Annotated in this window: 18 protein-coding genes and 1 riboswitch; of the genes, 5 read left to right on the top strand and 13 right to left on the bottom strand. The window is 68.9% G+C overall.

Translation table 11 applies throughout. From position 1 onward, the window contains the following. Positions 1–18: 18 nt before the first annotated feature. The 8 genes from FF041_RS13610 to FF041_RS13575 all read right to left on the bottom strand — a co-directional run bounded on the left by FF041_RS13610 (position 19) and on the right by FF041_RS13575 (position 9,860). Entirely contained in the window at positions 19–1,167 is a 1,149-nt protein-coding gene (locus FF041_RS13610) for an ABC transporter ATP-binding protein (protein WP_323391836.1), read from the bottom strand. Positions 1,168–1,181: 14 nt separating this feature from the next. Then, entirely contained in the window at positions 1,182–2,336 is a 1,155-nt protein-coding gene (locus tag FF041_RS13605; RefSeq protein WP_228388187.1) for an ABC transporter ATP-binding protein, read from the bottom strand. Then, a complete protein-coding gene (locus FF041_RS13600) occupies positions 2,333–3,331 on the bottom strand; it encodes an ABC transporter permease (RefSeq protein WP_350802646.1) in 999 nt (332 codons plus the stop codon). Before FF041_RS13600 ends, FF041_RS13605 begins: the two co-directional genes overlap by 4 nt. A 136-nt stretch (positions 3,332–3,467) precedes the next feature. After that, the gene (locus FF041_RS13595) at positions 3,468–5,237 is read right to left on the bottom strand and encodes an ABC transporter substrate-binding protein (protein ID WP_153523074.1); all 1,770 of its coding nucleotides are present in this window, start codon (positions 5,235–5,237) and stop codon (positions 3,468–3,470) included. 252 nt (positions 5,238–5,489) lie between these two features. Next, complete coding sequence (locus tag FF041_RS13590; protein WP_153484636.1) at positions 5,490–6,494, bottom strand: ABC transporter permease; 1,005 nt, start codon at positions 6,492–6,494, stop codon at positions 5,490–5,492. Positions 6,495–7,191: 697 nt separating this feature from the next. Continuing rightward, a complete protein-coding gene (locus FF041_RS13585) occupies positions 7,192–7,980 on the bottom strand; it encodes an enhanced serine sensitivity protein SseB C-terminal domain-containing protein (RefSeq protein WP_323391835.1) in 789 nt (262 codons plus the stop codon). A 116-nt stretch (positions 7,981–8,096) separates the two neighbouring features. After that, the gene (locus tag FF041_RS13580; protein WP_153523073.1) at positions 8,097–8,870 is read right to left on the bottom strand and encodes an enhanced serine sensitivity protein SseB; all 774 of its coding nucleotides are present in this window, start codon (positions 8,868–8,870) and stop codon (positions 8,097–8,099) included. Between the two features lie 318 nt (positions 8,871–9,188). Continuing rightward, positions 9,189–9,860 (bottom strand): AAA family ATPase, encoded by a 672-nt coding sequence (locus tag FF041_RS13575; protein ID WP_153523072.1) that lies wholly within the window; start codon positions 9,858–9,860, stop codon positions 9,189–9,191. A 214-nt stretch (positions 9,861–10,074) separates the two neighbouring features. After that, positions 10,075–10,171: riboswitch (glycine riboswitch) on the top strand. Positions 10,172–10,345: 174 nt separating this feature from the next. Here FF041_RS13575 and gcvT point away from each other — a divergent pair. The 5 genes from gcvT (at position 10,346) to FF041_RS37830 (ending at position 15,508) form a co-directional block, all read left to right on the top strand. Continuing rightward, positions 10,346–11,461, top strand: coding sequence for a glycine cleavage system aminomethyltransferase GcvT (gene gcvT / locus FF041_RS13570; protein WP_153523071.1), 1,116 nt, complete (start codon positions 10,346–10,348; stop codon positions 11,459–11,461). Between the two features lie 243 nt (positions 11,462–11,704). After that, entirely contained in the window at positions 11,705–12,082 is a 378-nt protein-coding gene (gene gcvH / locus FF041_RS13565) for a glycine cleavage system protein GcvH (protein ID WP_153523070.1), read from the top strand. A gap of 47 nt (positions 12,083–12,129) precedes the next feature. Next, on the top strand, positions 12,130–13,389 hold the full coding sequence (gene glyA, locus FF041_RS13560; RefSeq protein WP_153523069.1) for a serine hydroxymethyltransferase: 1,260 nt from the start codon (positions 12,130–12,132) through the stop codon (positions 13,387–13,389). Positions 13,390–13,581: 192 nt separating this feature from the next. Then, complete coding sequence (locus FF041_RS13555) at positions 13,582–14,949, top strand: L-serine ammonia-lyase (protein ID WP_323391834.1); 1,368 nt, start codon at positions 13,582–13,584, stop codon at positions 14,947–14,949. A gap of 283 nt (positions 14,950–15,232) precedes the next feature. Then, on the top strand, positions 15,233–15,508 hold the full coding sequence (locus FF041_RS37830) for a hypothetical protein (RefSeq protein WP_194292015.1): 276 nt from the start codon (positions 15,233–15,235) through the stop codon (positions 15,506–15,508). Between the two features lie 987 nt (positions 15,509–16,495). Here FF041_RS37830 and FF041_RS13550 read toward each other — a convergent pair. The 5 genes from FF041_RS13550 to FF041_RS13520 all read right to left on the bottom strand — a co-directional run bounded on the left by FF041_RS13550 (position 16,496) and on the right by FF041_RS13520 (position 25,704). After that, a complete protein-coding gene (locus tag FF041_RS13550) occupies positions 16,496–18,712 on the bottom strand; it encodes an AAA family ATPase (protein ID WP_194292014.1) in 2,217 nt (738 codons plus the stop codon). Between the two features lie 1,429 nt (positions 18,713–20,141). After that, entirely contained in the window at positions 20,142–21,161 is a 1,020-nt protein-coding gene (locus FF041_RS13535) for a thiopeptide-type bacteriocin biosynthesis protein (RefSeq protein ID WP_153523067.1), read from the bottom strand. Next, positions 21,143–22,366: a lanthionine synthetase C family protein gene (locus FF041_RS13530; RefSeq protein ID WP_153523066.1), complete on the bottom strand. Its 1,224-nt coding sequence runs from the start codon at positions 22,364–22,366 to the stop codon at positions 21,143–21,145. The genes FF041_RS13535 and FF041_RS13530 overlap by 19 nt, the downstream gene beginning before the upstream one ends. Further along, positions 22,363–25,422 (bottom strand): lantibiotic dehydratase, encoded by a 3,060-nt coding sequence (locus tag FF041_RS13525; RefSeq protein WP_153523065.1) that lies wholly within the window; start codon positions 25,420–25,422, stop codon positions 22,363–22,365. Before FF041_RS13525 ends, FF041_RS13530 begins: the two co-directional genes overlap by 4 nt. A gap of 87 nt (positions 25,423–25,509) precedes the next feature. Further along, entirely contained in the window at positions 25,510–25,704 is a 195-nt protein-coding gene (locus FF041_RS13520) for an FxLD family lanthipeptide (RefSeq protein WP_153523064.1), read from the bottom strand. Between the last annotated feature and the right edge of the window lie 19 nt (positions 25,705–25,723).

The following is a 25,723-nucleotide window of genomic DNA, read 5'->3' as shown; positions in this document are numbered from 1 at the left end:
TCCGGGGACCCGGGTACGTTACTTCCCCGCGCCGCCCTCGCTCTCCGGCGCGGAACCGGCCGCCTCCCCCGAAGGCCCCGGCGCGGAACCGGCCGCCTCCCCCGCCGACGCCGGAGCCGGATCCCCGGGCGCCTGGTCCGCCGCGTTCTCCGGGTGGTGGCAGGCCACCTGCCGCCCCGCCGCCAGCGCGATCAGCGGCGGCTCCTGCTCCTTGCAGAGTTCCGTCGCCTTCCAGCACCGGGTGTGGAACCGGCACCCCGAGGGCGGCGAGATCGGCGACGGCACATCGCCCGTCAGCAGAATCCGCTCACTCCTGACCCCGCGCCGGCGCGGATCCGGAATGGGCACGGCGGAGAGCAGCGCCTTCGTATACGGGTGCATCGGCGACTCGTACAGCGAGGCCCGGTCCGCCAGCTCCACGATCTTGCCCAGATACATCACCGCGATCCGGTCCGAGACATGCCGGATCACCGAGAGGTCGTGGGCGATGATCACATAGGTGAGCCCCAGCTCGTCCTGGAGATCGTCCAGCAGATTGACCACCTGCGCCTGGATGGAGACGTCCAGCGCGGACACCGGCTCATCGGCCACCACGAGCTTCGGCTTCAGCGCGAGCGCCCGCGCGATGCCGATGCGCTGGCGCTGGCCGCCGGAGAACTCGTGCGGATAGCGGTTGTAGTGCTCCGGATTGAGCCCCACCAGCTCCAGCAGCTGCTGGACCTCCTTCTTCACCCCGCCCTCGGGCGTGATGCCCTGGAGCCGGAAGGGGGCCGAGACGATGGTGCCGATGGTGTGCCGGGGGTTCAGCGAGGAGTACGGATCCTGGAAGATCATCTGAACGTCGCGGCGGAGCGGTCGCATCGCGCCGACGCCCAGATGGGTGATGTCGTGCCCCTGGAACTCGATCTTCCCGCCGGTCGGTTCGAGCAGCCGGGTGATCAGCCGCCCCATGGTGGACTTCCCACAGCCCGACTCGCCCACCACGCCCAGCGTCTCCCCGGGGCGTACGTCGAAGGTCAGCCCGTCGACCGCCTGCACCGCCCCGGTCTCCCGGCGCAGCAGCCCCTTGCGGATGGGGAAGTGCTTGACCAGCCCCTCGACCTTCAGCAGCGCGTCCGGGGGCTCCGGGGGCGAGGACTGCTCGGGAATCTTCACGTTCTCACTCACCGCTCGGGCATCGCTCACAGCTTGGGCGCAATCTCTTCGGTCCAGATCCGCGTCCGCTCCTCCTGCGCCATATGGCAGGCGGAGAAGTGCCGCTCCCCCACCGGCCGCAGTTCGGGCCGGACGGTACGCGTCCGGTCGCCGTCCGGCACATCGGCGTAGGGGCACCGCGGATTGAAGGCACAGCCGTCGGGGATGTTGATCAGGCTGGGCGGGGAGCCCTTGACCGGGATGAGCCGTTCGGTCTGGTCCCGGTCGATCCGGGGCATCGAGCCGAGCAGACCCCAGGTGTAGGGGTGCTGGGGCTCGTAGAAGACCTTCTCGGCCGGCCCCCGCTCCACACAGCGTCCGCCGTACATCACCAGGATGTCGTCGGCGAGCTCGGCGACGACGCCCAGGTCGTGGGTGATGACGATGACCGCGGAGCCGAACTCCTTCTGGAGATCGCGGATCAGATCGAGGATCTGGGCCTGGACGGTGACGTCCAGCGCGGTCGTCGGCTCATCGGCGATCAGCAGCTCGGGATTGTTGACCAGCGACATCGCGATCATCGCGCGCTGGCGCATCCCGCCGGAGAACTCATGGGGGTAGCTGTCCACCCGCTTGTCGGGCTGGGGGATGCCCACCCGGTCGAGCATCTCGACCGCCCGCTTGCGCGCGGTCTTCTTGTCGACGTCGTGGTGGACCCGGTACGCCTCCACGATCTGCCGGCCGATCGTGTAGTACGGATGGAGCGCGGAGAGCGGGTCCTGGAAGATCATCGCCATGTACCGGCCGCCGAGCCTGCGCACCTCGTCCGGGTCGGCCGTGAGCAGCTCCTTGCCGTCGAGCCAGACCTCGCCCGAGATCCGCGCCTTGCGGCGGCCGTACTGACCGGCGGTGTGCAGACCCATGATGCCGAGCGAGGTGACGGACTTCCCGGAGCCGGACTCGCCGACGATGCCGAGCGTCCTGCCCTTCTCCAGCTGGAAGCTGAGGCCGTCGACGGACTTGACCAGTCCGTCGTCGGTGGGGAAGTGGACCCGCAGATCGCGGACTTCGAGGAAGGCGGACGGGGCGGCGGAACCGGCCTCGGCGACCTCGCCGGGCACGAGGCCGGACAGCGGCGCCTCAGGCGCCTCAGGCGCCGCCGGGCCGGACTGCGCGGCCCCGGTCTTGTCTGGGTTGCTCATCCGATCCTCACTCGCGGGTCGACGACGGCGTACAGCAGGTCCACGAGGAGATTCGCGATGCAGATGAACAGCGCCGCGAAGAGGGTGACGCCGAGGATCACCGGAAGGTCCTTGGCGCTGATGGACTCGATCGCGAGCCGTCCGAGTCCCGGCAGGTTGTAGGTGGACTCGGTGAGCACCGCCCCGCCGAGGAGCGCTCCGAGGTCCAGGCCCAGCAGGGTCAGCACGGGCGTCCAGGTGGAGCGCATCGCGTGCCGTCCGATCACCACCCGCTCGGTGAGTCCCTTGGCGCGGGCCGTGCGGATGTAGTCCTCGCCCATGATCTCCAGCATGGTGGCCCGGGTGAGCCGCGCGTACATCGCCGCGTACAGGAAGGCCAGGGTGATCCAGGGCAGCACCAGCGTCTGGAACCACTGGGCGAAGTCCTCTTCGAGAGGCGCGTACTCGCCGCTGATCCAGTCCAGCTGATAGCTGAAGACCGCCAGCGAGAGCAGACCGGTGAAGTAGATGGGGAGGGAGACCCCGGCGAGGGCGACGGTCATCGCGGTCCGGTCCCACAGGGTGCCCCGGCGCAGCGCGGAGACGACGCCCGCGGCCACCCCGCCGACGACCCAGAGCAGACAGGCGCCCGCCGCGAGCGAGAGCGTGACCGGGATCGCCTCGGTGAGCTGCGGCCAGACGTCCTGTTCGGTACGGAAGGAGTAGCCGAAGCAGGGGGCCGGGCAGTTGGTGACATCCGCGCCGTTGGCGTACTCCCGGCCGACGAACAGACCCTGGACGAAGTTCCAGAACTGCACCAGCACCGGATCGGCGAGGCCCAGCTTCTGCCGGATGCCCTCGATCGCGGCCGGGTCTGTCTGCTTTCCGGCGAAGAGATACGCCGGGTCGGAGCCCGCCCACTTGGGGAGCACGAAGAAGATGACGAAGGTCGTCAGAGTCACGACCATCAGCATCATGGCGACGGCGAACAAGCGCCGGATGACATAAGCAAGCACTGTGCGCGGCCCGGCGGCGGTCCGCGCCCCCCTCACGGAGGGTGCGGACCGCCGCCCGAGGCCATCACCTGCCCTTCGGGACTGGCGGGTTGGGCGATGGTGGGGTGTGACGGGTGTGACGGGTCACCGCGAACGGTTACTTGACGACGCCCAGGGAGACGTAGTCGTACCGGCCGTTGTACGCCGCCGTGGAGTAGGCGTTCGTCACCCGCGAGCTGCGCCAGGTGAAGTTCTTCTCGTAGATGAACGGCATCTGGACGGCGAGGTCCGCGACAGCGTGGTTCATCTCCTTGTAGATCTCGCCGGCCTTCGCCGGGTCGGTCTCCTTGAGCGCGTCGTCGAAGAACTTGTTGATCTTCGGGTCATTGGTCTCGGAGACGTTGAAGTTGCCGTTGGGGACGATGAAGCGGCCGTCCACCAGCGGCTGCGAGAAGCCCTGGCCAGTCGGGAAGTCGGGGCCCCAGCCGGTCATGATCAGACCCAGACCGCGCTTCTTCACCATGGCGGGAGAGCCGGTGATGCTGGCGGCCTCGGCGCCGTCGATGGTGTCGACCTCGGCCTTGATGCCCACGGCCTGGAGGGACTGCTGGAGCGCCTCGGCGGTCTGGACCTCGCCCGGGTTGTTGATGCGGGCGCTGATGTTGGTGGAGAAGCCGTCGGGCTTGCCGCACGCCTTCAGCGCCGCCTTGGCCTTGGCGATGTCCGGCTTGCCCTCGCGGGCGAGGATGCCGTACGGGTCGTAGCCGTCCGAGCCCTTGATGGACTTGGGCAGCATGTTGGTGGCGATGTCGCCGCCCGCGTCGGGGCCGCCGCGGACCTTCTGCATCGACTGGTAGTCGGCGGCGTAGATCACGGCCTTGCGGCACTCGATGTCGTCGAACGGCTTCACCTTGGTGGCGATGTCGACATACCGGATGAAGCTGGTCTCGATGTTGTCGACGTTGTCCTTGTGCTGCTTGAGCGCCTTGGTGCGGCCGGCCTGGGACATGCCGGTGGCGTTCATGTCGACGTCGTACTCGCCCTTGATCAGCAGCTCGTCGATCGCCTCGATGTTGGAGTTGACCGTGATCGTGACCTTGTCCGGCAGCGCGGCCCGGATCGGGTCGGAGGACTTCTGCCACTTGTCGTTGCGGACCAGGACGGCGCTCTTCTTCGGGGTGTACGACTCGAACTTGTACGGGCCCGAGGAGAACGGCTTGAGCTGGTACTTGGCCGCCGTGTCCTTCTCCTTCTTCACCGGGGACCCGGCGGGCATCGCGAGCATCTGCTCGAAGTCGCCGTTGGGGCTCGCCAGATTGAAGACGATGGTCTTGGCGTCCGGGGTCTCGATGGCCTTCAGACCGGCCGCGGACTTGTCCTTGTAGGGGCCCTTGTACGTGGTCTTGGGGTCGAGGACCTGCCGCAGATAGCCCGGTCCGCCGGTGATGACGTCCGTGGCCCAGAGGCGCTCGATGCCGTACTTGATGTCCTGGGCGGTGATCGGCGAGCCGTCCTCCCAGGTGATGTCGTCGCGCAGCTCGTAGGTGTAGGTCTTGCCGCCGTTGGAGACCACGCCCTTGGCCTTGGCGAGGTCGGGCACCAGCTCCGCGCCCGCGGCGCCCGGCTTGGGCGCGTAGGAGACCAGCTGACGGGCGTAGAACCGGGAGAGGTCCCAGGCGAAGCCGTAGTACTGGCGCTGGGGGTCGGTCGAGTCGAAGTCCTGCTTGCCGATGAACTTCAGCGTGCCGCCCTTTTTGGCGGAGGGGTTCGCGATGCCCTTGACCCCGGCGTTGTAGCCGGCGGCCTTGCCGTCGCCGCCGTCCCCGTCCTTGGAACCGCCGCCGCACGCCGCGGTGGCCGTGAGGGCGGCCACGACGAGCGCCGCTCCGGCGATACGCCTGGTCCTCGACGAGCGTTGGGGTGTCATTCCTGCAACCTCCGGGATAGCGCGGTTCCCCGCCGTGGTGCCGGGGACCATCGGGTGCCGCCGGGCCTTCGGTGGCCGGGGGCGCGTTCAGTTGGGTGACGGTCGGTGTCCGTCAGGGGTCGGTGGGCGGCGGGCGGTGGGCGGTGCGGACGCGCGGTCCGGGCCTCATCGGGATCGGTCGCCCTCGGTCATCGGGCGCCCTCACGGAGCCGGGTGAGGCTCATCGGGTGCCCTTGGGGAGCCGGCCAGCGCTCATCGGGTGCCCTTGGGATCCAGCGCGTCCCGCACCCCGTCGCCGAAGAGGTTGAAGGCCAGCACCGTTATGAAGATCGCGACGCCGGGCACGATCATGAAAGTGGGGTTGGACTCGTAGGTGTCCACGGCGGTGGAGAGCATCTGCCCCCAGGAGGCGGTCGGGGGCCGCACCCCCGCGCCGAGGAAGCTGAGCGCGGCCTCGGTGAGAATGTTGGTGGGGATCATCAGCGTGGTGTAGACGGTGATCGGGGCCACCAGATTGGGCAGCAGCTCCTTGAAGAGCACATACCGCTGACCGGCGCCGAGGCTGCGGGCGGCCTCGACGTACTCCTTCTCCCGCAGCGAGAGGGTCTGCCCGCGCACGATGCGTCCGACGTACGGCCAGCCGAAGAAGCCGATGACCCCGACCAGGATCATGATCCGGACATTGCTGCCGGTCATGCCCAGCAGATCGTTCGGGAGGACCGAGACCAGCGAGATGATGAAGAGCAGCTGCGGGAAGGCCAGCAGCATGTCCATCACCCGGCTGATGACGGAGTCGACCCAGCCGCCGAAGTAACCGGCGACGATGCCGAGGACGGTGCCGAAGAGCACGGCGACGAGGGCGGCGAGGAAGGCCACGAGCAGCGAGATCCGCGCGCCGTAGACGATCCGGCTGAACACATCGCGGCCGTTGTTGGGTTCGACGCCGAGCAGATGCTCCGAGCTGATGCCGCCGAAGGAGCCGATGGGAGTGCCGAACAGCGGGTCGATCTCGTCCTGGTGGAACTTGTCGGGCGGGTGCCCCAGCAGGGAGACGATCACCGGCGCGAAGACCGCGACGATCACCAGGAAGAGCACGACGACACCGCCGGCGAGGGCGAACTTGTCCCGCTTCAGCCGCGACCAGGCGATCTGCCGCAGCGATCGGCCCTCGACCGGCTTGCCTGCCGAGCCCGATGGGACGTCGGCGGTCCGGGACCGCTCGGTGTCCACGCTCGTGTCGTGCGATGGTGCCGTCATCGTGGTGGGGACCCCTCTCGGCCGGAAGTGACCGGCCCGTACCCGCCGCTGGAGCGGCTTCTTTCACAACATCTGGTGTACGTGGGGCACTTGGTACGAGATGTACACGTGAAGCGCGCCGTACACGGGGGCGAAATCCTCCCTTGCTGCGGGAGTCTTCAATGGCCGCGCGACCAGCCGCCAGACCCCTCGGTGAATGTTTGCTCAAACGTGATGCGTGTAGACGGGTTCCGTTATCCGGACGACATCGATGACTGAGCGGGGTTTCATCTGGCTTATATCGCCCGATAGTTGAGGTAATTCCCGCCCTGTGGACGCCGAGGAGGATCTGGATTTCCCAGGCGGGTGCGGGGATGTGAGAGCGCTTTCACCGGGTGCCGCCGGGAACGGCTCATGGAACGGGGGCGTGGATGCCATCCGGGCCCTTGATATCGGTGATCACGCCATCAGGGGCGGGGATCTGGCGCGATCACGCTTCGGGCGGGTGCGCCCGCGGGTGCGCCCGCCACCCGGCCGTACGTCAGCGGGTGAGGCCGGGGAGCCGCTCGCCGTCCGGGCGCACGCCGGCGGGCGGGACGGCTGGACCGCACGCCGTCCGGGCGCACGCCGGCGGGTGCGACGGCTGGACCGCACGCCGTCCGGGCGCACGCTGGCGGGTGCGACGGCTGGACCGCACGCCGTCCGGCCGTACGTCAGCTCAGCGGGTGGGGGCCGCCGGGTAGCCGTAGCCGCCGGCCTGCTCGGGGGCGCCGTGCGCGTCGCGGTCGTAGAACGGCCGGGCGTTGGCCCGCAGCCACATCGCCACCGGGTCGTACTCGTCCGACATGGCGACCGTCGAGACCGGCAGCCCGTCGGGGACCGCCGCGATCGACTGCTGCATCATCGCCCGCACCGCGTCCACGGAGGGCCGGCTGGTGTCATACAGATCCAGCCCGATGGCCAGATAGGGAGCGCCCAGCGCGGGCTGCACCCAGGCGCGGCGCAGCGAGCGGATCGCGAGGGTGCGATGGGCGTTCTGCGAGAGCAGGGCGTAGAAGTGGGGGATCTCGATGGCGGGCTCGGACAGCCGCAGCGGTCCGGCGGGCATCCGGTCGAGTCCGGTGGCGATCCGGCGCAGATCCGGCCAGGGGATGCCGACACCGCCGCCCGGGGCATGGGGATTGAGCCAGATCCCCCAGCGCTCGGGGAACAGGGTGCGGGCGATGTCGGGACCGGTGACCACCTCGTGCGCACGGCTCCAGCCGGAGACGGCGAGCTCGCGCGCGGAGGTGACGCAGGGGGCGTAGCCGACGCCGTCGATCTCCATGTTCCCGTACTGGGCGTCGGCGGAACCGGGGCTGCCGTGCCAGAGCAGCATCCAGACCTTGCCGCCCGCCGGATCGGCGAGTGCCGTGAGCAATGCCTCGTACGCGTCGTAGCGTCCGGGCGTCACCTGGCGCAGCATGTGCTCGACCTGCCCGGCCGCCGCGGTGCCTGACGCGCTCACCCTGGTTCCGCCCCTCTCCCGACTCGGTATTCGGCTCAGCCTCCGGACCGGTGGGAGGTCAGGCCGTGCCGCCAGCTTAATCGGCCGCCTTGACGCATAGTTGACGATCGCGACCGTTATCGGTGATCGCGCTGGTAGAACGGCCGTACCTTCGCCAGCATCCAGTCGGCGACCGGGTCCTGCGCGATGTCGAGAAGTATGAGGCTGACCGGCCAGCCGACCGCGGCCCGGCCCAGCGCCCGGCCGAGGGCGTCGAGCGGGGCGGTGCCCTCCGAGCCGTCGCGGGACGAGAGCTGGACGCCGATGAAGAGGGCGGGGGGCTCGCCCTCGACCGAGCCGAGCGCGCGGCGGGCGGTGTGGACGACCCCGCACTCCTCGAACTCTCCGGCCGCCGCGGCGAGGAAGTCGACGGGTTCGTCCTGCCAGTCCGGCTCGAACAGCCGCACCCGGCCGCCGGTGGCCGGGCCGTCCAGCGGGGTGCTCCCGGCGCGGCACAGCTCGGCGACGGCGGGCGGGGGCAGCGGGACGCCGACCGTGCCGCCCGGGTTCACGGCGATGCCGAGCTGCGGGGGCAGTCCCCGGGCGAAGTCGCGGGCGGGCGCGACGGTGAAGGGCATGGGGCCGCCGACGCAGGTCATGAACTGCTGTTCGGAGCTGAAGACCGGGACATAGGCGGCCCCGGCTATCTCCATGGTGGGCAGATCGAGGTTCCGGCTCTCCGGGGTGCCGCCGTTGGGCAGGGGCACCCAGACCGGGCTGCGGCCGAGGACCTCCACGAGCCGGGCTCCGGCGGAGGGGTTGCCGAGGGAGGCGGCGAGGGCTTCTTCGAGCTCGTTCGCGGGCCAGCCGCCGCTGTACGGATGCGGATGTGCCTGCTCCGGAATGGTCATGAAACTGGCCCTCTCCCCCGGCTCTGCCGGTCGTCCCCACGGCTTGCCCCACAGACCCTAATGCCGTGCGGGCCGGACGGGGGACGGGGAGCCGCCCGGATCGGGCATATACGGGCGAATTTCCCGGTCGGGGGCGCGCTCGGGGGCATCCCGGGGCCGGGGTGCGCTCGGGCCGGTTCGGCACGCCGGGGCCGGGTTCAGCGCTCCGGTCCCGGGGCGGCCGGCACCGGGGCATCCCGGCGACCCCCACCCCGCCCCACCCCGCCCCCGCGACTCCCGAGGTCCCGGCGACTCCCGCGACCCCCGAGCAAACCAGGCTCACCCCTCCAGGAACCCCACCCGGCTCAGCACCGTCGCCGCGTCGCGGTCCAGCAGAACCACCGATGAGACACCGCTCGGCACCCGCCCGGACTCCGCGTCCCCGATCAGCCGGCCGACCCCGCGCCGGTGCCTGGCGAAGGCGTACCCGGAGACGTCCCGGCCGCGCTCGCGCTGCCCCTGCCGGGCCACCTTCGGCGGTACGTCCAGCAGCACCAGATGGAGCGCACGGCCCCGGCGGCGTGCCTCGCGGGCCAGCCAGCGCCGCACCCACGCCTGCGTACCGCAGTCGTGCACCACCACGCTCTCGCCGGAGCGCAGCGCCCGCCGCAGCCCGGTGTAGTGGGCGATGCGGACCAGGGGGCGGTAGACCCCGTACGGCAGAAACGCCGGCATCCGCGCGTCCCAGCGGTCGCGGGTGTCCTGGGAATCGATGCGCCGCCCGCTCGCCGCCCGCCGGATCAGGGTCGACTTCCCGCTGCCGGGCAGGCCGGACACCACCACCACGTCTCCCGCCGCGAACATCAGCCGCCGGGGGCTGCGCCCCGAGCGGTCCCTCAGATCGCGGAGCACGGGCACGCCCAGCGCCTTGCGAAGCCCCCGGACGGGCATCTGCGGCTGTGCGGGCACGCCCGCGGTCGTGGCGTAGGCACCGGAGTGCTGCAACGTCATCACACCCTCCCCCTTGTCAGGTCACCCAGACACTTGCCCAAGAAGCGTAAAGAAATGGTAATGCGGCACAACCGATTTGCGGCTGAGGCGCGTCCGGCGGGTGTCGGTCCGCTCTCCGGCGCCCGCGCACGCCGTCGCAGAACGTCCAGGGCCGCACCCCCCATCGCACCCCGATGCGTGCAATGATGTGCCCGCCAACTGCATACCGGCCGCTTGAATCCACGCGGGAGAGTCCCGGGCACCCCTGTGCCGGGCGCCGAAGGAGCAAGTTCCTCCCTTGAATCTCTCAGGCCCCGTACCGCGTGCGATGAGGCAGATCTGAAAAGCGGGCCGCCGCCGGGCGGCTCCACCCAAGGTGCAAGTCGCGACCAGCCCGTCCCTACGGTCATCCGTACACACGGTCGCGATGAACCTCTCAGGTTCCGATGACAGATGGGGAGGATTGTCCTCGCCAGCATGCCCTGGGACCCTGGGAGCCGTAATCCATGAGCAACGCACCCCGCCGTACCGCCCTCGACGCACTGCATCGCTCGCTGGGCGCGACCATGACCGACTTCGCGGGCTGGGACATGCCGCTGCGGTACGGCAGTGAGCGCGACGAGCACCACGCCGTCCGCACCCGTGCCGGGCTCTTCGACCTCTCCCACATGGGCGAGATCACCGTCACCGGCCCCGGGGCCGCCGCTCTGCTCGACTACGCCCTGGTCGGCAATATCGGCTCCGTCGGCACGGGCCGCGCCCGCTACACCATGATCTGCCGCGAGGACGGCGGCATCCTGGACGATCTGATCGTCTACCGGCTCGGCGAGACCGAGTACATGGTCGTCGCCAACGCCGGAAACGCCCAGATCGTGCTGGACGCCATCACCGAGCGATCGGCCGGCTTCGACGCCGAGGTACGGGACGACCGGGACGCCTACGCCCTGATCGCCGTCCAGGGGCCCGAGTCCCCCGGCATCCTGAAGTCCGTCACCGACGCCGACCTGGACGGCCTGAAGTACTACGCCGGTCTCCCCGGCACGGTCGCCGGCGTGCCCGCCCTGATCGCCCGCACCGGCTACACCGGCGAGGACGGCTTCGAGCTGTTCGTCGCCCCGGAGCACGCGGAGGCGCTGTGGCAGGCGCTCACCGAGGCGGGCCGGGACGCCGGTCTGGTCCCCTGCGGCCTCTCCTGCCGTGACACGCTCCGCCTGGAGGCGGGCATGCCGCTGTACGGGCATGAGCTGACCACCGCGCTGACCCCCTTCGACGCCGGTCTCGGCCGGGTCGTGAAGTTCGACAAGGCCGGCGACTTCGTCGGGCGCGAGGCCCTGGCCGCCGCCGCCGAGCGCGCCGAGAGCCGCCCGCCGCGGAAGCTGGTGGGCCTGATCGCCCAGGGCCGCCGGGTGCCGAGGGCCGGATACCCGGTGGTGGCGGGCGGTGAGGTCATCGGCGAGGTCACCTCCGGCGCGCCGTCCCCCACCCTGGGAAAGCCCCTGGCCATCGCCTATGTGGACGCGGCGCACTCCGCACCGGGCACCGAGGGCGTCGGCGTCGACATCCGTGGCGCGCAGGAGCCGTACGACGTCGTCGCGCTGCCCTTCTACAAGCGCCGGAAGTAACGGTCCGCCGGACCGCGACGACGCACCGTACCGGCACCGGCGCACGCACCGTACCGGCACCGACACACGCGCACCACGCCCCGCCCGGCCCGCGCACCCCACGGAACCCACGCGCTCACCGCCCCGGAACCCACGCGCCAAAAGCCCCGGAAGGGGCGTTTCGGCGCCGGAAGTGACCAGCGGCACCCCGTACCACCCCCCGCCCGTCCATTCGCCCTTCCCGCGTACAGGAGAATTCAGGCCATGAGCAACCCGCAGCAGCTGCGCTACAGCAAGGAGCACGAGTGGCTGTCGACCGCCGAGGACGGCGTCTCGACGGTCGGCATCACGGAATTCGCGGCCAACGCGCTCGGTGATGTCGTCTTCGCCCAGCTTCCCGAGGTGGGCGACACCGTGACCGCGGGCGAGACCTGCGGTGAGCTGGAGTCGACCAAGTCCGTCAGCGATCTGTACTCCCCCGTGACCGGCGAGGTCACCGAGATCAACCAGAACGTCGTGGACGATCCGTCGCTGGTGAACTCCGCCCCCTTCGAGGGCGGCTGGCTGTTCAAGGTACGCATCGGCGAGGAGCCCGGGGACCTGCTCTCCGCGGACGAGTACGCCGAGTTCTCCGCCAACTGACCCCGCCCCCGGCACCCGCCCACGACCGACCACGACAGGGACCCGAGATGTCGCTTCTCAACACCCCTCTCCATGAGCTGGACCCCGATGTCGCCGCCGCCGTCGACGCCGAGCTCCACCGTCAGCAGTCCACCCTGGAAATGATCGCCTCGGAGAATTTCGCTCCGGTCGCGGTGATGGAGGCCCAGGGCTCGGTCCTCACCAACAAGTACGCCGAGGGCTACCCCGGCCGCCGCTACTACGGCGGCTGTGAGCACGTCGACGTGGTCGAGCAGATCGCGATCGACCGCATCAAGGAGCTCTTCGGCGCCGAGCACGCCAATGTGCAGCCCCACTCGGGCGCCCAGGCGAACGCGGCGGCGATGTTCGCGCTGCTCAAGCCCGGCGACACGATCATGGGCCTGAATCTCGCGCACGGCGGGCATCTGACCCACGGCATGAAGATCAACTTCTCCGGCAAGCTCTACAACGTGGTCGCCTACCACGTGGACGACGCCACCGGTCAGGTCGACATGGCCGAGGTCGAGAAGCTCGCCAAGGAGTCCCGGCCCAAGCTGATCGTGGCCGGCTGGTCCGCCTACCCGCGCCAGCTGGACTTCGCCGCCTTCCGCCGGATCGCGGACGAGGTCGGCGCGTATCTGATGGTCGACATGGCCCACTTCGCGGGCCTGGTCGCGGCCGGGCTGCACCCCAACCCGGTGCCGCACGCCCATGTCGTGACCACGACCACCCACAAGACGCTGGGCGGCCCGCGCGGCGGTGTGATCCTCTCGGTCCAGGAGCTGGCCAAGAAGATCAACTCCGCGGTCTTCCCCGGTCAGCAGGGCGGCCCGCTGGAGCATGTCATCGCGGCGAAGGCGGTCTCCTTCAAGGTGGCGGCCTCCGACGAGTTCAAGGAGCGCCAGCAGCGCACCCTGGACGGCGCGCGGATCCTGGCCGAGCGCCTGGTGCGGGACGATGTCACCGAGCACGGCGTCTCGGTGCTCTCCGGCGGCACCGACGTCCATCTGGTTCTGGTCGATCTCCGCGACTCGGAGCTGGACGGCCAGCAGGCCGAGGACCGCCTCCACGAGGTGGGCATCACGGTCAACCGCAACGCCGTCCCGAACGACCCGAGGCCGCCCATGGTCACCTCGGGTCTGCGGATCGGCACCCCGGCGCTCGCCACCCGCGGCTTCCAGGCCGAGGACTTCCGCGAGGTCGCCGACATCATCGCCGAGACGCTGAAGCCGTCGTACGACACCGAGGCGCTGCGCGCCCGGGTGTCCGAGCTGGCGGCGAAGCACCCGCTGTACCCCGGGCTGTAAAGCCCGTCTGAAGCGAAGACGTACACCTGTACGAAACTTCGGGGGGCATCGCGCACACTGGAGTGGGCGCGATGCCCCCGCCCGTACCACCGCACAGCCCGCTCGTCTCCCAGCACCACCCTCAATCGACGCGCTTCGCGCCACTGAGTCCTTGGCAGACAACGGCGTCTACCACCTCCTAGGAGTACTCCCGTGGCCATCTCGGTCTTCGACCTGTTCTCGATCGGCATCGGTCCTTCCAGCTCGCACACGGTCGGCCCGATGCGCGCGGCCCGTATGTTCTCCCGTCGGCTGAAGAACGAGGGGCTCCTCGCCCACACCGCCTCCGTCCGGGCCGAGCTGTACGGCTCGCTCGGCGCGACCGGGCACGGCCATGGCACGCCCAAGGCGGTGCTGCTGGGCCTTGAGGGCAGCTCCCCGCGCACGGTCGACGTGGAGACGGCGGACGAGCAGGTCGAGCGGATCAAGGAGTCCGGGCGGATCAGTCTGCTCGGGATGCACGAGATCCCCTTCGACTTCGACGCGGATCTGGTCCTGCACCGCCGCAAGACCCTCCCGTACCACGCCAACGGCATGACCGTCTTCGCGTACGACGCCGAGGGCACGCCGCTGCTGGAGAAGACGTACTACTCGGTCGGCGGCGGCTTCGTGGTGGACGACGACGCGGTCGGCGAGGACCGGATCAAGCTCGACGACACCGTGCTGAAGTACCCCTTCCGCACCGGCGACGAGCTGCTGCGGCTGGCCGGCGAGACCGGGCTCTCGATCTCCGCGCTGATGCTGGAGAACGAGAAGGCCTGGCGCACCGAGGACGAGATCCGCTCCGGTCTGCTGGACATCTGGCGGGTGATGCAGACCTGTGTCGCGCGCGGCATGTCCCGTGAGGGCATCCTGCCCGGCGGCCTCAAGGTCCGCCGCCGCGCCGCCAACTCCGCCCGCCAGCTGCGGGCCGAGGGCGATGCGCTGGCCCGCTCGATGGAGTGGATCACGCTGTACGCGATGGCCGTGAACGAGGAGAACGCGGCGGGCGGCCGAGTGGTGACCGCCCCCACCAACGGCGCGGCGGGCATCATCCCGGCGGTGCTGCACTACTACATGAACTTCGTGCCCGGCGCCGACGACGAGGGCGTGGTCCGCTTCCTGCTGGCGGCGGGCGCGATCGGCATGCTCTTCAAGGAGAACGCCTCGATCTCGGGCGCCGAGGTCGGCTGCCAGGGCGAGGTGGGCTCCGCCTGCTCGATGGCGGCGGGCGCCCTCGCCGAGGTCCTGGGCGGCACCCCCGAGCAGGTGGAGAACGCGGCGGAGATCGGGATGGAGCACAACCTCGGCCTGACCTGCGACCCGGTCGGCGGCCTCGTCCAGATCCCCTGCATCGAGCGGAACGGCATGGCGGCGGTCAAGGCCGTGACGGCGGCCCGGATGGCGATGCGCGGCGACGGCAGCCACAAGGTGTCCCTCGACAAGGTCATCAAGACGATGAAGGAGACCGGCGCGGATATGTCGGTGAAGTACAAGGAGACGGCGCGGGGCGGGCTCGCGGTGAACATCATCGAGTGCTGAGCCAGTCGCGACGGGTGGGCCCTGACCAGCGCGTTTTCATCTTTCGGCGTTGTCAGGGCCTTGCCAGCTTGCACGGCGGAAGGTCCCTGGATCGGGCCTGAGGCGGGCGTGAGAGTCCCTGAAAAGTCCCTGGGGTGCCCCCTCGTAGACGGCCACCCACACGAGTGAATCGGCATGGCATTCCCCTGGTGCTGGAACCAGGTCTGTAGCGCTCCCACCGGCCGCTCACAGTCCGCTTGCGCCCGATGAACAGCAGCCACTGGGCAACGAACGGGGAGACGCCATGAGTGCCCTTTCGGCCGACAGCCGCCGGCTCCTCCTGGAGGACAGGCCGCCGGGTACCCCCACGTCGCGACGGCTTCCCGGCAAAGCCAGACCATGCCAGGAGGTGCTGCGGGAGTGCGAAGCAGAGGTCACCAAAATGCGCGGGTACATCCCGGGGGTGCTCTGGGACTTCCTGATTCCGGATCTGACGCGGGCATTCCGGTGGCGCGTTCAGCTCGACTGCGGCTGCATCACCAAGGTACTCACGCGCGAAGGCGGCACCCCAACCACATGAGCTGCAATGGAAGGAGCACGTTCACAGCTCAGTACTGCCTCTTGGGCAGATGATCTGCAGGCACGACGATTCCCCGCCGGTGCCGTATCGAGTGATCGCCGAGTGGGGCGAGCGGAGGGAGGTGACGTTTCCCGCTGACCCTGTCGAACCGCCGGATGACATCGACCCCAAGACGTGGTCGGTGATCCGCCACGACGAACCGCACACTTCTACCTTCTGGGAGACAACGCTGTCTTGCGGTCACGTGGAGGAAACCATTGCCCCAAGTCTCGGCTGGACGCCTGCCTCAGAGCCTCACCAGCCAACTCCGCGAAGAGTCCAGCAGATATCCGCCGAGGTCGAGAAAGCCTGGCGAACGAACCCGGAACTGCAGACCGAGCGGGATCGGGAGCACACCCGACGGATGCTTGCAGACGGCTGGCCTTCGCCGGAGCCTGAGCAGCTGTGCTACTCCTGCCCTCAAGTACGAATGATCTTGGCCTACGGGCGCATCGGTTGACTTGTTCCCAAGCAGCGGAAGACCGAGAAGACCATAAGCACCACGCCTACGCCCTCGCGGTCCACTTTGGAGAGAAAGCTGCGAAGAACCGAAGCCGAGGCCGAACGTCTCCGGGCTGAGCTGAACCAGCTCGAATAGGGGACATCTGCCCGAACTCGATGTCTCCCACGCCACCTGGGCCGCACCCCCTCGTCCGTCTTGCCCCTGCGCTCTGTTTATCGCCTGCCCCGTCGCCCTCAGCCGGCAAGCGGCAAGCGGCAAGCGGCAAGCGGCAACAACACTGATCACGGCGAGGGCCGTCCGGAAACCCGGACGGCCCTCGCCATCGTGACTCCAGGCACCTGCCACCATGCACAGAGGCGGCTACTTCTGAAGCGGGACACGACCTCCGCCACCCGAACCGCCTGTACCGTCTACGAGAGCCCGTGGGCGGAAGCAGCGCACAAACCTCTTGATGTCAGCCACGATGCCTGCAGCTCACACCCGTTCTAGCGCGGCCCCTGGACCGCGGGCGAGATAGGGGCCACAGGTCCGCTGTTGTCTGCCGTGGCCTGCTGAGGGATCTCAACTGTTCCTGGCTGCAGTGGTGATGTTCCAAAGAAGGCCTCGAAGATGAGGTCGAACTCGCATGCAGCCGAACCCTTGAACACCGGTAGCCCACGGATGGCATCGGCGGTGGTGTAGCGCTCACAGAACATGCGAGCCCGGTCGTTCTTGTTGTTCGACTCGTTGGCCTGGAGCTCGGGGTAGTAGGCCTCGATCGCCCCGCGCTCCCAGACGTAGATATCTTCGTGGCGAAGCATCCTCAGCAGATCCAGCTTCATCTTCTCCAGCTCCAGGTCCTCGGCATCTTCGAGAATCCGCCGGGCGGTGCCGGAAGCGGAGCGGGCGAAGAACACTTTCACCGCTGCGTCCAGTTCCTCGAACTCGCACAGACCTTGGGCGTGCTCTTCGCCCTTGAGCTGCGCATGCTCCCACAGAGTGCGTGCACTACCGCTCCTGCCGAGGCTCTTGAGAGTGCTGGAGGATACCTTGATGTCCTCGTCCTTCACCAGTTCGTTGACTTTCGAGACCACCCGGTCACGCAGCTGGCGACATTCGTCGCTCGCGCCTAGTTTGTCGAACCCGTCGAGCACCGCGTCCAGGTCCGCGACGACCGCGACCCTCATCTCGAAGCGCTGGAAGAAGCTGCGGTACCGCTCGATGCTGCCTTTACCTTCAACCTTCGCGATCGCAGCACCATGCTTGTCAAAGTCCCACTGCGGGCTGAGGCTACGCGCGATGTGAGGGATGAGAGTGCGGTCACTCGGACCTTCCACAAGGAGCACGGAGGTGGCGAAGAAAGCCGCCTCGTTGTTCTCGTGCGTGATGATCTCGAACTGATCTCGGGCGTCCATGTCGGACAGGTCGATCACGCAGGTCCGGCTGGCGGGCGGCTCCAGCGTGTGGTCCTTAACGACCTTCACGAAGGTGCCGGTCGCTCCGGGCGCGCAGAAGGACGATGAGTGTGTGCTGACCAGAACGTCGTTGTAGCCGGAGAAGACGGTCAAAGCATCGAAGAGCTGGCGCTGCGCCTGCGGATGCAGGAACACCTCAGGCTCCTCGAACATCAGCAGACAGGGCTGTTGAGCACTGTCTGGCTTAGTAGGCTTCGCGGTCTTCATGTCCACGTAAGCTCGCAGGATGGCGAAAGCCACCGACCGGCGCAGGCCGTCGCCCTTGGTCTTGAACGGGCCGTTGATGCCGTCGTTGACGGTGATCTGCGCCCCCTCCAGCAGGCTACGCAAGCGTGGCGGGGGAATCTCCAGGCGAACGCTTGCGCGGGGGAAAGACTCCTGGAGGTTGCGCTGGATCAGCGATTCAATCTCGCGCACCTCCGGCAGCCGACCGTCCGACTCGCCGCCATCCTCCTGTGACACGACGTTCAGCTGGCTGCGAAGCTGTTCGAAGGATGCTTCCAGCTGTGGTAGCTGATGCTCGATATCCTCGAACAGGATGGACAGTAGGCGTCCGAACGTTGCTGTCGAGCTGGTCTTAAGGTCGTCGTTGAGTTCCTTCACGGCCGGGATGTAGATCGGCTCCGGCAGCAGGGGAGCCACCGACTTGTCCAAGCCGGTCATCAGTGCTTCGTCGCCCGTGGTGTACTCGTCGTCCCTGAGATTGGCGACGCATTCGGCCCATTCCCGTTTCACGGCGGTACGGGTGATCTTGCCGGATAGTTTGGCAAAGATCTCCGGGTAGGTGTACTTAACGTTCTCCTCAAGCTCCTCGGTGGAGATCTTGGGCCTGAGTACCTTCTCCAGGGCTTCCTTGCGGAAGCGCAGATCTCTCGGCACCTTCCCGACTACCCACATCGTGCCCTTGCCGACTCCCTCGTAGGTCCGCGCCAGGGTCAGGCGTCCGTCCGCGACCACGGGTTCGATGCGTGAGCGGTGACTCTCCTCAAGACGCTCCAGATCTGCCGCACCGATGCCGGTGAAGGTGAGCCGGATGCGAATGGGCCGCGCCGGGCTCAAGAAGTCCGTGTCGACTGCGGAGCCTGAGCGAAGGAACATGTTGAGGGCCTGGAACACCGAGGACTTCCCCGCGTTGTTCTCGCCGATGAGACAGCCGAATCGGGAGAACGACATGTCTACGTGGCTCAGTCCGCGGAAGTTGTCGATCATGATGTGTTCGAGACGCATGGTGCTCCAGAGGATGGTCAAGCCGAGCGAACATCGTAGAGGCCCACGTGACATCGCCGCCGGGCTTAGCGGAGATCGGCCGACGTGTCGGGAGCGAACAGGTTCTGGCCCTCACCAGGCTGAAGGGAAGTCGCATGTCCTTGGCGTCAGCAACAGACGGTGAAGTTGATGAGCCCTGGCCTGGAGCCGTCGCACGTGGCCGGGCAGGGGCTGCCATCCGTTCTGGCTGCGGTCCCGCCCCCAATCGCAGCCTTTCCTCCCAGCGCCCCAGGAGGCCGGGAGGTCCTCCCGCCCCGTCCGGGGCGGGCAAGCGCGTCCGAAACTCCTCAGCAGCCGTGGCTGCTGAGGAGTTTCGGACGCTATAGCTTGCTCGGCCTCGCGCCGGGCAGTCACCTCCGCACACGGCGATGGTGGGGTCGGCCGGTTCGGCGCAAGTCCCGCAGGATCTCGGCGGCGTAGTCGAGGGCGAGGGCCCGGTGGTGCAGGGTCGACGGCCGGCTGGTGGCCGTTCGGCGGACGGCCCAGGTCCCGTCCGGGTCGCGTTCGGCGTGGTGGAGGTGACCGTGCCGGTGTGCCGGTGGAAGGTGGTGCTCCAGGCGTCGGCTTCGGTCGGGGTGACCGGGGTGGTGCACGCAGGGGCCTCCGGTACGAGCAAGGGCGGTTGCTCGGTGTCCTGGTGCCCCGGGCGGGGGTGACCGGCACCGGTCGGTCCCCAGTGCGGAGCTGGGTGACCAGGGCGGTCAGCCGGTCGTTGGCCAGCAGGATGCCTTGTCCTCGGATAGCCTCCGCGACGATCTGGCGGGTGACCTTGTCCGCCTGGGTGACCGCCTCGCGAGCGATGGGGAGAAGTTCGTCCTCCAGGCCGGTCAGCCCGGTGTCCGGATTGAGCGGTCTACAGCGTGGGGCCCCGGACAAGGCCGCCTCGTCGCGGCCGGTTGCTCAGGCTCTGGGTCGGGGAAGATGGCCGGCTGTCCGCTCCGGTCGGCCGGAGTGTCCCCGACCGGAGTGACCGGGTGGGTGCCCGGGGCCGAGACTGGCGCGGTCTGGAGCCAACGGGGCGGCTGTGGAGTTGATGCCCCGACGTGGGCAGCTGCGGAGGAACTGGGCATCGTGGGCGTGCATCACAGCTCCTCGGCGTAGGCGGCGAACAGGGTCGGCGAGGATGGCCCAGGACGGTGACCAGGGACGATAACCGAGAAGTCCGGCCGGTCCAATCCGTTTCCGTGTTCGTCCAGACACTTTTGCCGTCTCACGGGGACGACATACCGGCAGGCAACCAGACGGTGAGGAGGTGTGGGGGCGCTCGCGCCCCGCAGTAGTAGTTCCTAGATCCAGGATCCTAGGTCCTAGATCCGGACCATGAGCCCTCACGGAGTACTCACTGAGGGCTCAGTGAGCCCTCACCGCATCCTCCGTGAGTCCTCATGGCCAGCTTCGGGCGGCGACACCCTCACTCTCCGGAAGAGGGCCGTGATGAATCCTGCGAATGGCCCAGGATCACGGTGCGGGCGGTCAGCGCCAGGACGCCCTGGGAGTGCATGGTCAGCCCCATCCGGTTCCAGTGGAAGATCACGTGGAGACTGAGGATCCGGCGCAGTCCACGGTCGAGTGTGCCGAGTCGGACGGCTTCGGCGAGCGATCTGCCGGTCTCCGCGAAGGCAGCGGCCCATTCCTTAACGGGTTCGAGTGACCCGCCGGGGCGCAGCAGGCTGTCGTGGTCAGCTCGGAGGAGGGTTCCGATGGCCTCCGAGATGGCTTCGAGCTTCTCCGGGGACATGGGGTTGACCGGGGTGCGATGTTCCTCGGTGATGACGCGGTGCCAGACGTCGGCCTGTTCGTACCATTCGAGGCCGGCGGCGCGCATCATCAGGGTGCAGAGGAGGACGGACAGTTCGCGGCGGCCGAGAGGGATGTCGTGGCGGTCGTCGATGCGGGGGATCTCCCGGCTGTCCACGACGAACAGTCGGTGCGCGGCCGTCATGCCGACCGGGCCGCCGAAGGCCGTGGTCTCCGGTTCGTAGATGCCAGCCCACCACCGTTCGAGAAAACTCCCGCCCGGGGCTGCGAGCCGGTCGAAGCCTTCCATCAGCGCGGCCCTTGCCATCGGCTTCGTGGAGGTGAGCCGGATACGGAGGCGCCAGCAGGGATGTTTGCGTGTGTACCACCAGCCGTCGATGTCCCCTGCGGCCTCAGCGGCACGCAGGAGCGGCATGATCATGGCCAGGAAGTGGAACTCGGCCATCCGCCACTCGGCGAAGTGGAGGTTCACCTGCCACCACTCGGAGTCGGTCGAGCTGCTCCGGAGGGCCTCGGTCCCCGCGTGCCGGAAGAGCTCGACCGCGTCGGTGAGGTCGGACGGGTCCATCTCCGCCTTGCGGGCAGCATTGGAGACCGCAGTCCCGGCCAGCACGTCGAGGACCGCTTCCGTGGCCTGGAACGGATCGGTCCGGGTCAGTCGATCAGAAGGCATGCGTCCCATCCCGAGGTCGGGGTCTGCTGCGCGGTAAGGGTGGTCAGGGCGAGCGCCGTACCCGCGTCGCCGTTCAGAAAGCCTAGATTCCGGTCTCCGGCAGGGTGCGCGCGAGCCCGGAAGGCGGTGCCGAGGAGAGCGGGCAGAGTGCGGAGGCGGGGGTCGTGCGCGTCGTGGGCGGCCCGGACAGCTGTTTGGTAGATGCCGGCCCATCCGTGGCAGAGACCGTTGTCCGTGATGCTCGCGAGCTGGGTGGGGTCAGTCAGCGCCCGGTGGAGAGCGTCTTCATAGGCGGCTTGAAGTTTCGCGTCGTTCAAGGCGATGCCTGCAAGCTGTCCGGCGCGGGCGATGCCGGTGGTGCCGTAGCACCAGCTCGGGCGGGCGGGTCCCGGCTGGTGGGGGCGGCCGGTGGCGAGGTCGTGGCGGGTGAGGTGCTCCGGCCACCAGGGGCCCGTTTCGCCCTGCTGCTGCCAGGTGTCGAGGTGATCGCAGATCGTGCGGATGGCCTCGGGCTGGTCGGGGACAGCGACGCCCCGGCGGAGGGCCTGGGCAAGGAGGAGCAGCGGGCCGGTGATGCCGTGGGCGACGCCGAGGTTGCCGTGCCCGCCCGGGAAGTCGGCGGAGTGCTCGCGGTTCGGGCCGTGGTCGACCCACCATCCGGGGAGGCCACGGTGGTCTTCGCCGAGCGGACGGGTCAGAGCGACCAGGTAGCCGAGGATTCGTTCCAGGGCCGCTCCCCCGGGGTCGGTGCGCAGGAGGTAGGCGCCGATTCCGGTGAGGCCGTAGAAGACGTCGTACTCGGCGAACGAGGCTGGGTCTCCCCGGTGGATTCGTTCGAGCGCGGCGTCGGTCCGGCGGTGGGCGAGCTCCGTGATGTGCCGGTGCAGGGTGGCCCGCGCGTCGGCGTAGAGGTGCTCGGCCGACGGGGGTGTGGTGCTGAGGAGGAAGGCAACGGCCGGCGCCCCGAGGAAGAGGCCGGTGGTGTCGGCTGCGCTGACCTCTCCGGCCACCGCTTGGGTGATCCAGCGATGGGCGTGCTTCCAGGGTGCCAGGCCGAGGCGGGCGCGTTCGATGTGGAGGAGGGCGATTCCCGCTGCTCCTTCGGCGAGGGACTGGGCTCGCCAGGGTTCGTCCGCGGGCGGCGGGACGGGGTCGGCCAGGCGGTCGGTGAGCCGCTGGAGGAGTTCGGTGGCCGGGGCAGTCATCGCGTTCCCCTCCGGTGCTGGTGGTGCAGGGCTGCGGTTCGGGCGAGTCGTAGTGTGGCGGCTTCGGTGGTGGGGTCCGGTCCGAGGGCGCGGGCGTGGTGCTGGCGGATCAGCAGGCGAGCGGTGGTCAGGGGGTGCCGCTGGCCGGTCAAGGATCGCCGGTAGTCCCGGATGGCGGTGGCACGGGTGGTCCATGCCTCGGTGACCCCGGTGCCGCCCGGGAAAGCTGTGAGCGCGGTCCGGTTGCCCAGGGTGGCGAGATCGAGGGTCTGTTCGCGCAGGTGCCGGTCCAGTCGCCCGCTTCCCTGGGGTGTCTGTTCGATCAGCCAGTCCTCCCCCTCTTCGGGGGTGGGGGCAATGTGTCGTACGAGGTCGAGGATGCTGGCCGCCGCCAAGGCTTGGGGTGAGTGGTTGGGGTTCTGGTCGGTGAGTCGGATCTGGGCGAGGGCTGCCGCTGAGTCGGCGGCAAAAAGCCGGTGGGCGGCGGCCAGCGCTGGCCCATGCCCGTACTCACCCGGATGCGGGCGGAAATCGGTCAGGGCGAGCTTGGAGGCCAGGGACTTCTCATGGAGAGCGCGGGACCACGCATGAACGTGCTCGGCCGCTGTCCCGTACGTGCCTGGTTCGATGTGGAGCACCAAGTCCAGGTACGGCGAGGTGTCGTGGTGACGGGTGAACCACCACGTCGGCGGGGTGGCGCCGAAGCGTTCGAAGAGGCGAGGCAGGTGCCGGTCGAGGATCTCGTCCTGGCGCCGTGGGTGGGCATGGAGCTGGGCGCGCAGGACTGTACCGGCGCCGGGTAAGTCGAGTTCTCCCCTGTCGACCAGGACGGTCGAGGTCAGTGCGGAGCACTCGGAGTCGCCGTCGTCCTTATGGGTGGAGTGGAGCGGCAGCCAGACCTCATGGGCGCGGCCAAGCCAACCGTGGGCGTCGGGGTCCGGTGCTTCGCGCAGGACCAGGCGACCGGCTCCGTTGAGGTGCATGCGGAGGATGTGGCGGTGGACGCTGTGGGTCAGGTCCAGCAGGAGGCGCTGGTCGTGTTCGGCCATGGTGACGCGTTCCGGGACCCGGAGCCGGTCCCTCCAGGCGTCGAGGGCGTGGTCCCACTCCTTCGTTGTGGCCGTCTGGCCTGGAAGGTCCTGGGCGTTCAGTAGCCAGCGGGCCGGGGTGAGGATGGTGCGTCGGTAGCGCACCCGGGGCAAGTACGGCAGGCGGGCAGCGGCCCCGTAGTCGAACGGCTTGTAGACGGCGTGCCGGGCGGTGGCGATCTCGGCGAGGAACCGGGTCAGCGGTGGGGTCTGGACCGCCGCTTCAAGGGCGTGCGGCACCCGTACGGTGATCGGCCTGCCGGTGGAGACCTGAACGAGACGGAAGCTGCGGTCATCGGCGGTGATGGCGAGATCGGTGAGGGGGATCGTGCCATCGTCCCGCTCGCGGTGCTCGGCGAGCGGGATGACGTGGGAGAGCAGGCGCGGGACGCGGGCGACGTTCTCGTTGCGCCGTCGGCGGGGAGCGAAACTGAGCTGCGCGGCGACCCCGCCGGTGTTGTCCGTGTACGTAGCGGCCAGCGCGGCCCGGTGCTCTGCGGGGAGCAGGTGGGCGAAGCGGCCGGCCATGCTGCTGCCCGGTCTCGGCACGCCGGTGATCACGAGCTGGAAGTCGCCCCGGGCGAGTGCCGCAGTAGATGCGGAGTGGATCTCGAAGGCGGCCTCCACCCGAGGTACGAGTGTCCGGTCGTCGGTGCCCGCGGCCTCGGCCAAGGCAGCGATCACGGTGTCGGTGAGGACCAGTTCGTCGCGGCCCGCCATGACGGCTTCCTGCGCCAAAGAGAGAAGGATCCCGTCCCGGTCCGTCAGTTGCTTCGGTGCCCGCTCGCGGACGGATCCGGTGTAGCCGGCGGGCAGCCCGAGGCCCGTGTCCGACAGCAGATCCAGAACTGGGACGAGCGTTCCGGTGCCGTATTCGGCCAGGAACTCGTGGTGGTAGTCGCGCCAGTGCTGGTAGCCGTACGGCTGCGGGGTGGTCCGGTACAGCGCCGCGACGGCGCGCTGGGCCTCGTCCACCACCGACTGAGGGATCCGGACCTCGCAGTCGAAGGCCGTGTCGACGAGAACCGGGGTCGCGGTGATTGAGGAGGCCGCTCGCATCCGCTCGACCGTGGCGCCGAGCGTCGTACGGTCAGACCGCGCCCCGGACAGCTCCTGGTAAATCGCGTACAGCTCCCGCACCAAGTCCCCGACCTCGTCCACCGTCTCCGCGTCGGCTTTCCTCAGCTCCGTGCAGAGGTGTCCGAAGGCGTCGACGGTGGTCATGGGTGCCCACAGGCTCGTGATGAGGAGGTGGTGCGAGACGAGCTCCTGGAGCAGGGTGTCGATCTGCTCGACGGCGGCCCGTGGGAACCGGGTATGGAGGTGGGAGCGCAGGTCTCCGTACGAGATGGGGTGCCGGGCCGCGTCCATCGCGGCGGCGAGTGAGCGCGTGTTCCATACGGCTATCTCTTCCGGCGCCAGGTGCGTCGCATGGGCGTCGGCGGGCTGGCCGGGGGCGACGAGCCGGTCATCACGAATCTGAACCGGCGCATTGGCGATCACGGGCAGCCGGTCACGGAGCCCGGAGCTGGCCTGGAGGCGCTGGATGATCTCAGTGAGCCACTCGGCATCCGCTCGTACGGTCGCTGTCGGCTTCGTACCCCATCGGACCGAAGGCTCCGACCCGACGAGGAGTGGGGCCGTACCGGCGAACAGCCCAAGAGGGGTGGGGCGGTGCTGCCAGCGCAGAAGGTAGGAGGCGACCGAGAGCACGGCCCGGCGGATCTTCCGGGGCTGGGTCTGTTGTCCCTGGACGGCGGCTTCGACGGTCTCGCACAGCACCGGCGCGGCGAGTCGCAGCGCCTCCCGTACGTCATCGCGCTGCCAGGTCCGGGCGAGCCAGCCTCGGAGGAGCACAGTGTTGTCCAGGTCCAGCGAGCGGGGCAGGTCGGCGGTGCCCGTGCTCGTGGTGGCGCGGAGCAGAGCCACGCCCTGCCACCGGTATCCGACCTCGGTGTTGGCGGTCATGGAGAGGAACCCCTTCGGTCGGCGCGGACGCAGGAAGCGGTTCGGTGGACCGGACCGAGGCCGGTCCGATCCACCGAAAGCGCCTGATCAGGCGGAGTCCTCCACGAACGAGTTGCAGGCGGAGGCCCCACCCTGACACGTCGGTCCGCAGCCGTCACCGGTGGAGCACATGAGCTTGCCGTACGGGTGTTCCGCGACGACGACCCTCACGTCGAGCGGGGCGAAGTCGTCCTCATCGAAGGCCATAGGCGGTTCGGCCTGGGCCAGAGTGGCGTTCGTCATGCCGTGCCTTTCCTTTCTT

This window comes from Streptomyces jumonjinensis, assembly GCF_009600885.1.
GTDB classification, from domain to species: domain Bacteria; phylum Actinomycetota; class Actinomycetes; order Streptomycetales; family Streptomycetaceae; genus Streptomyces; species Streptomyces jumonjinensis.
This window is presented reverse-complemented; position numbering and strand designations above follow the sequence as displayed.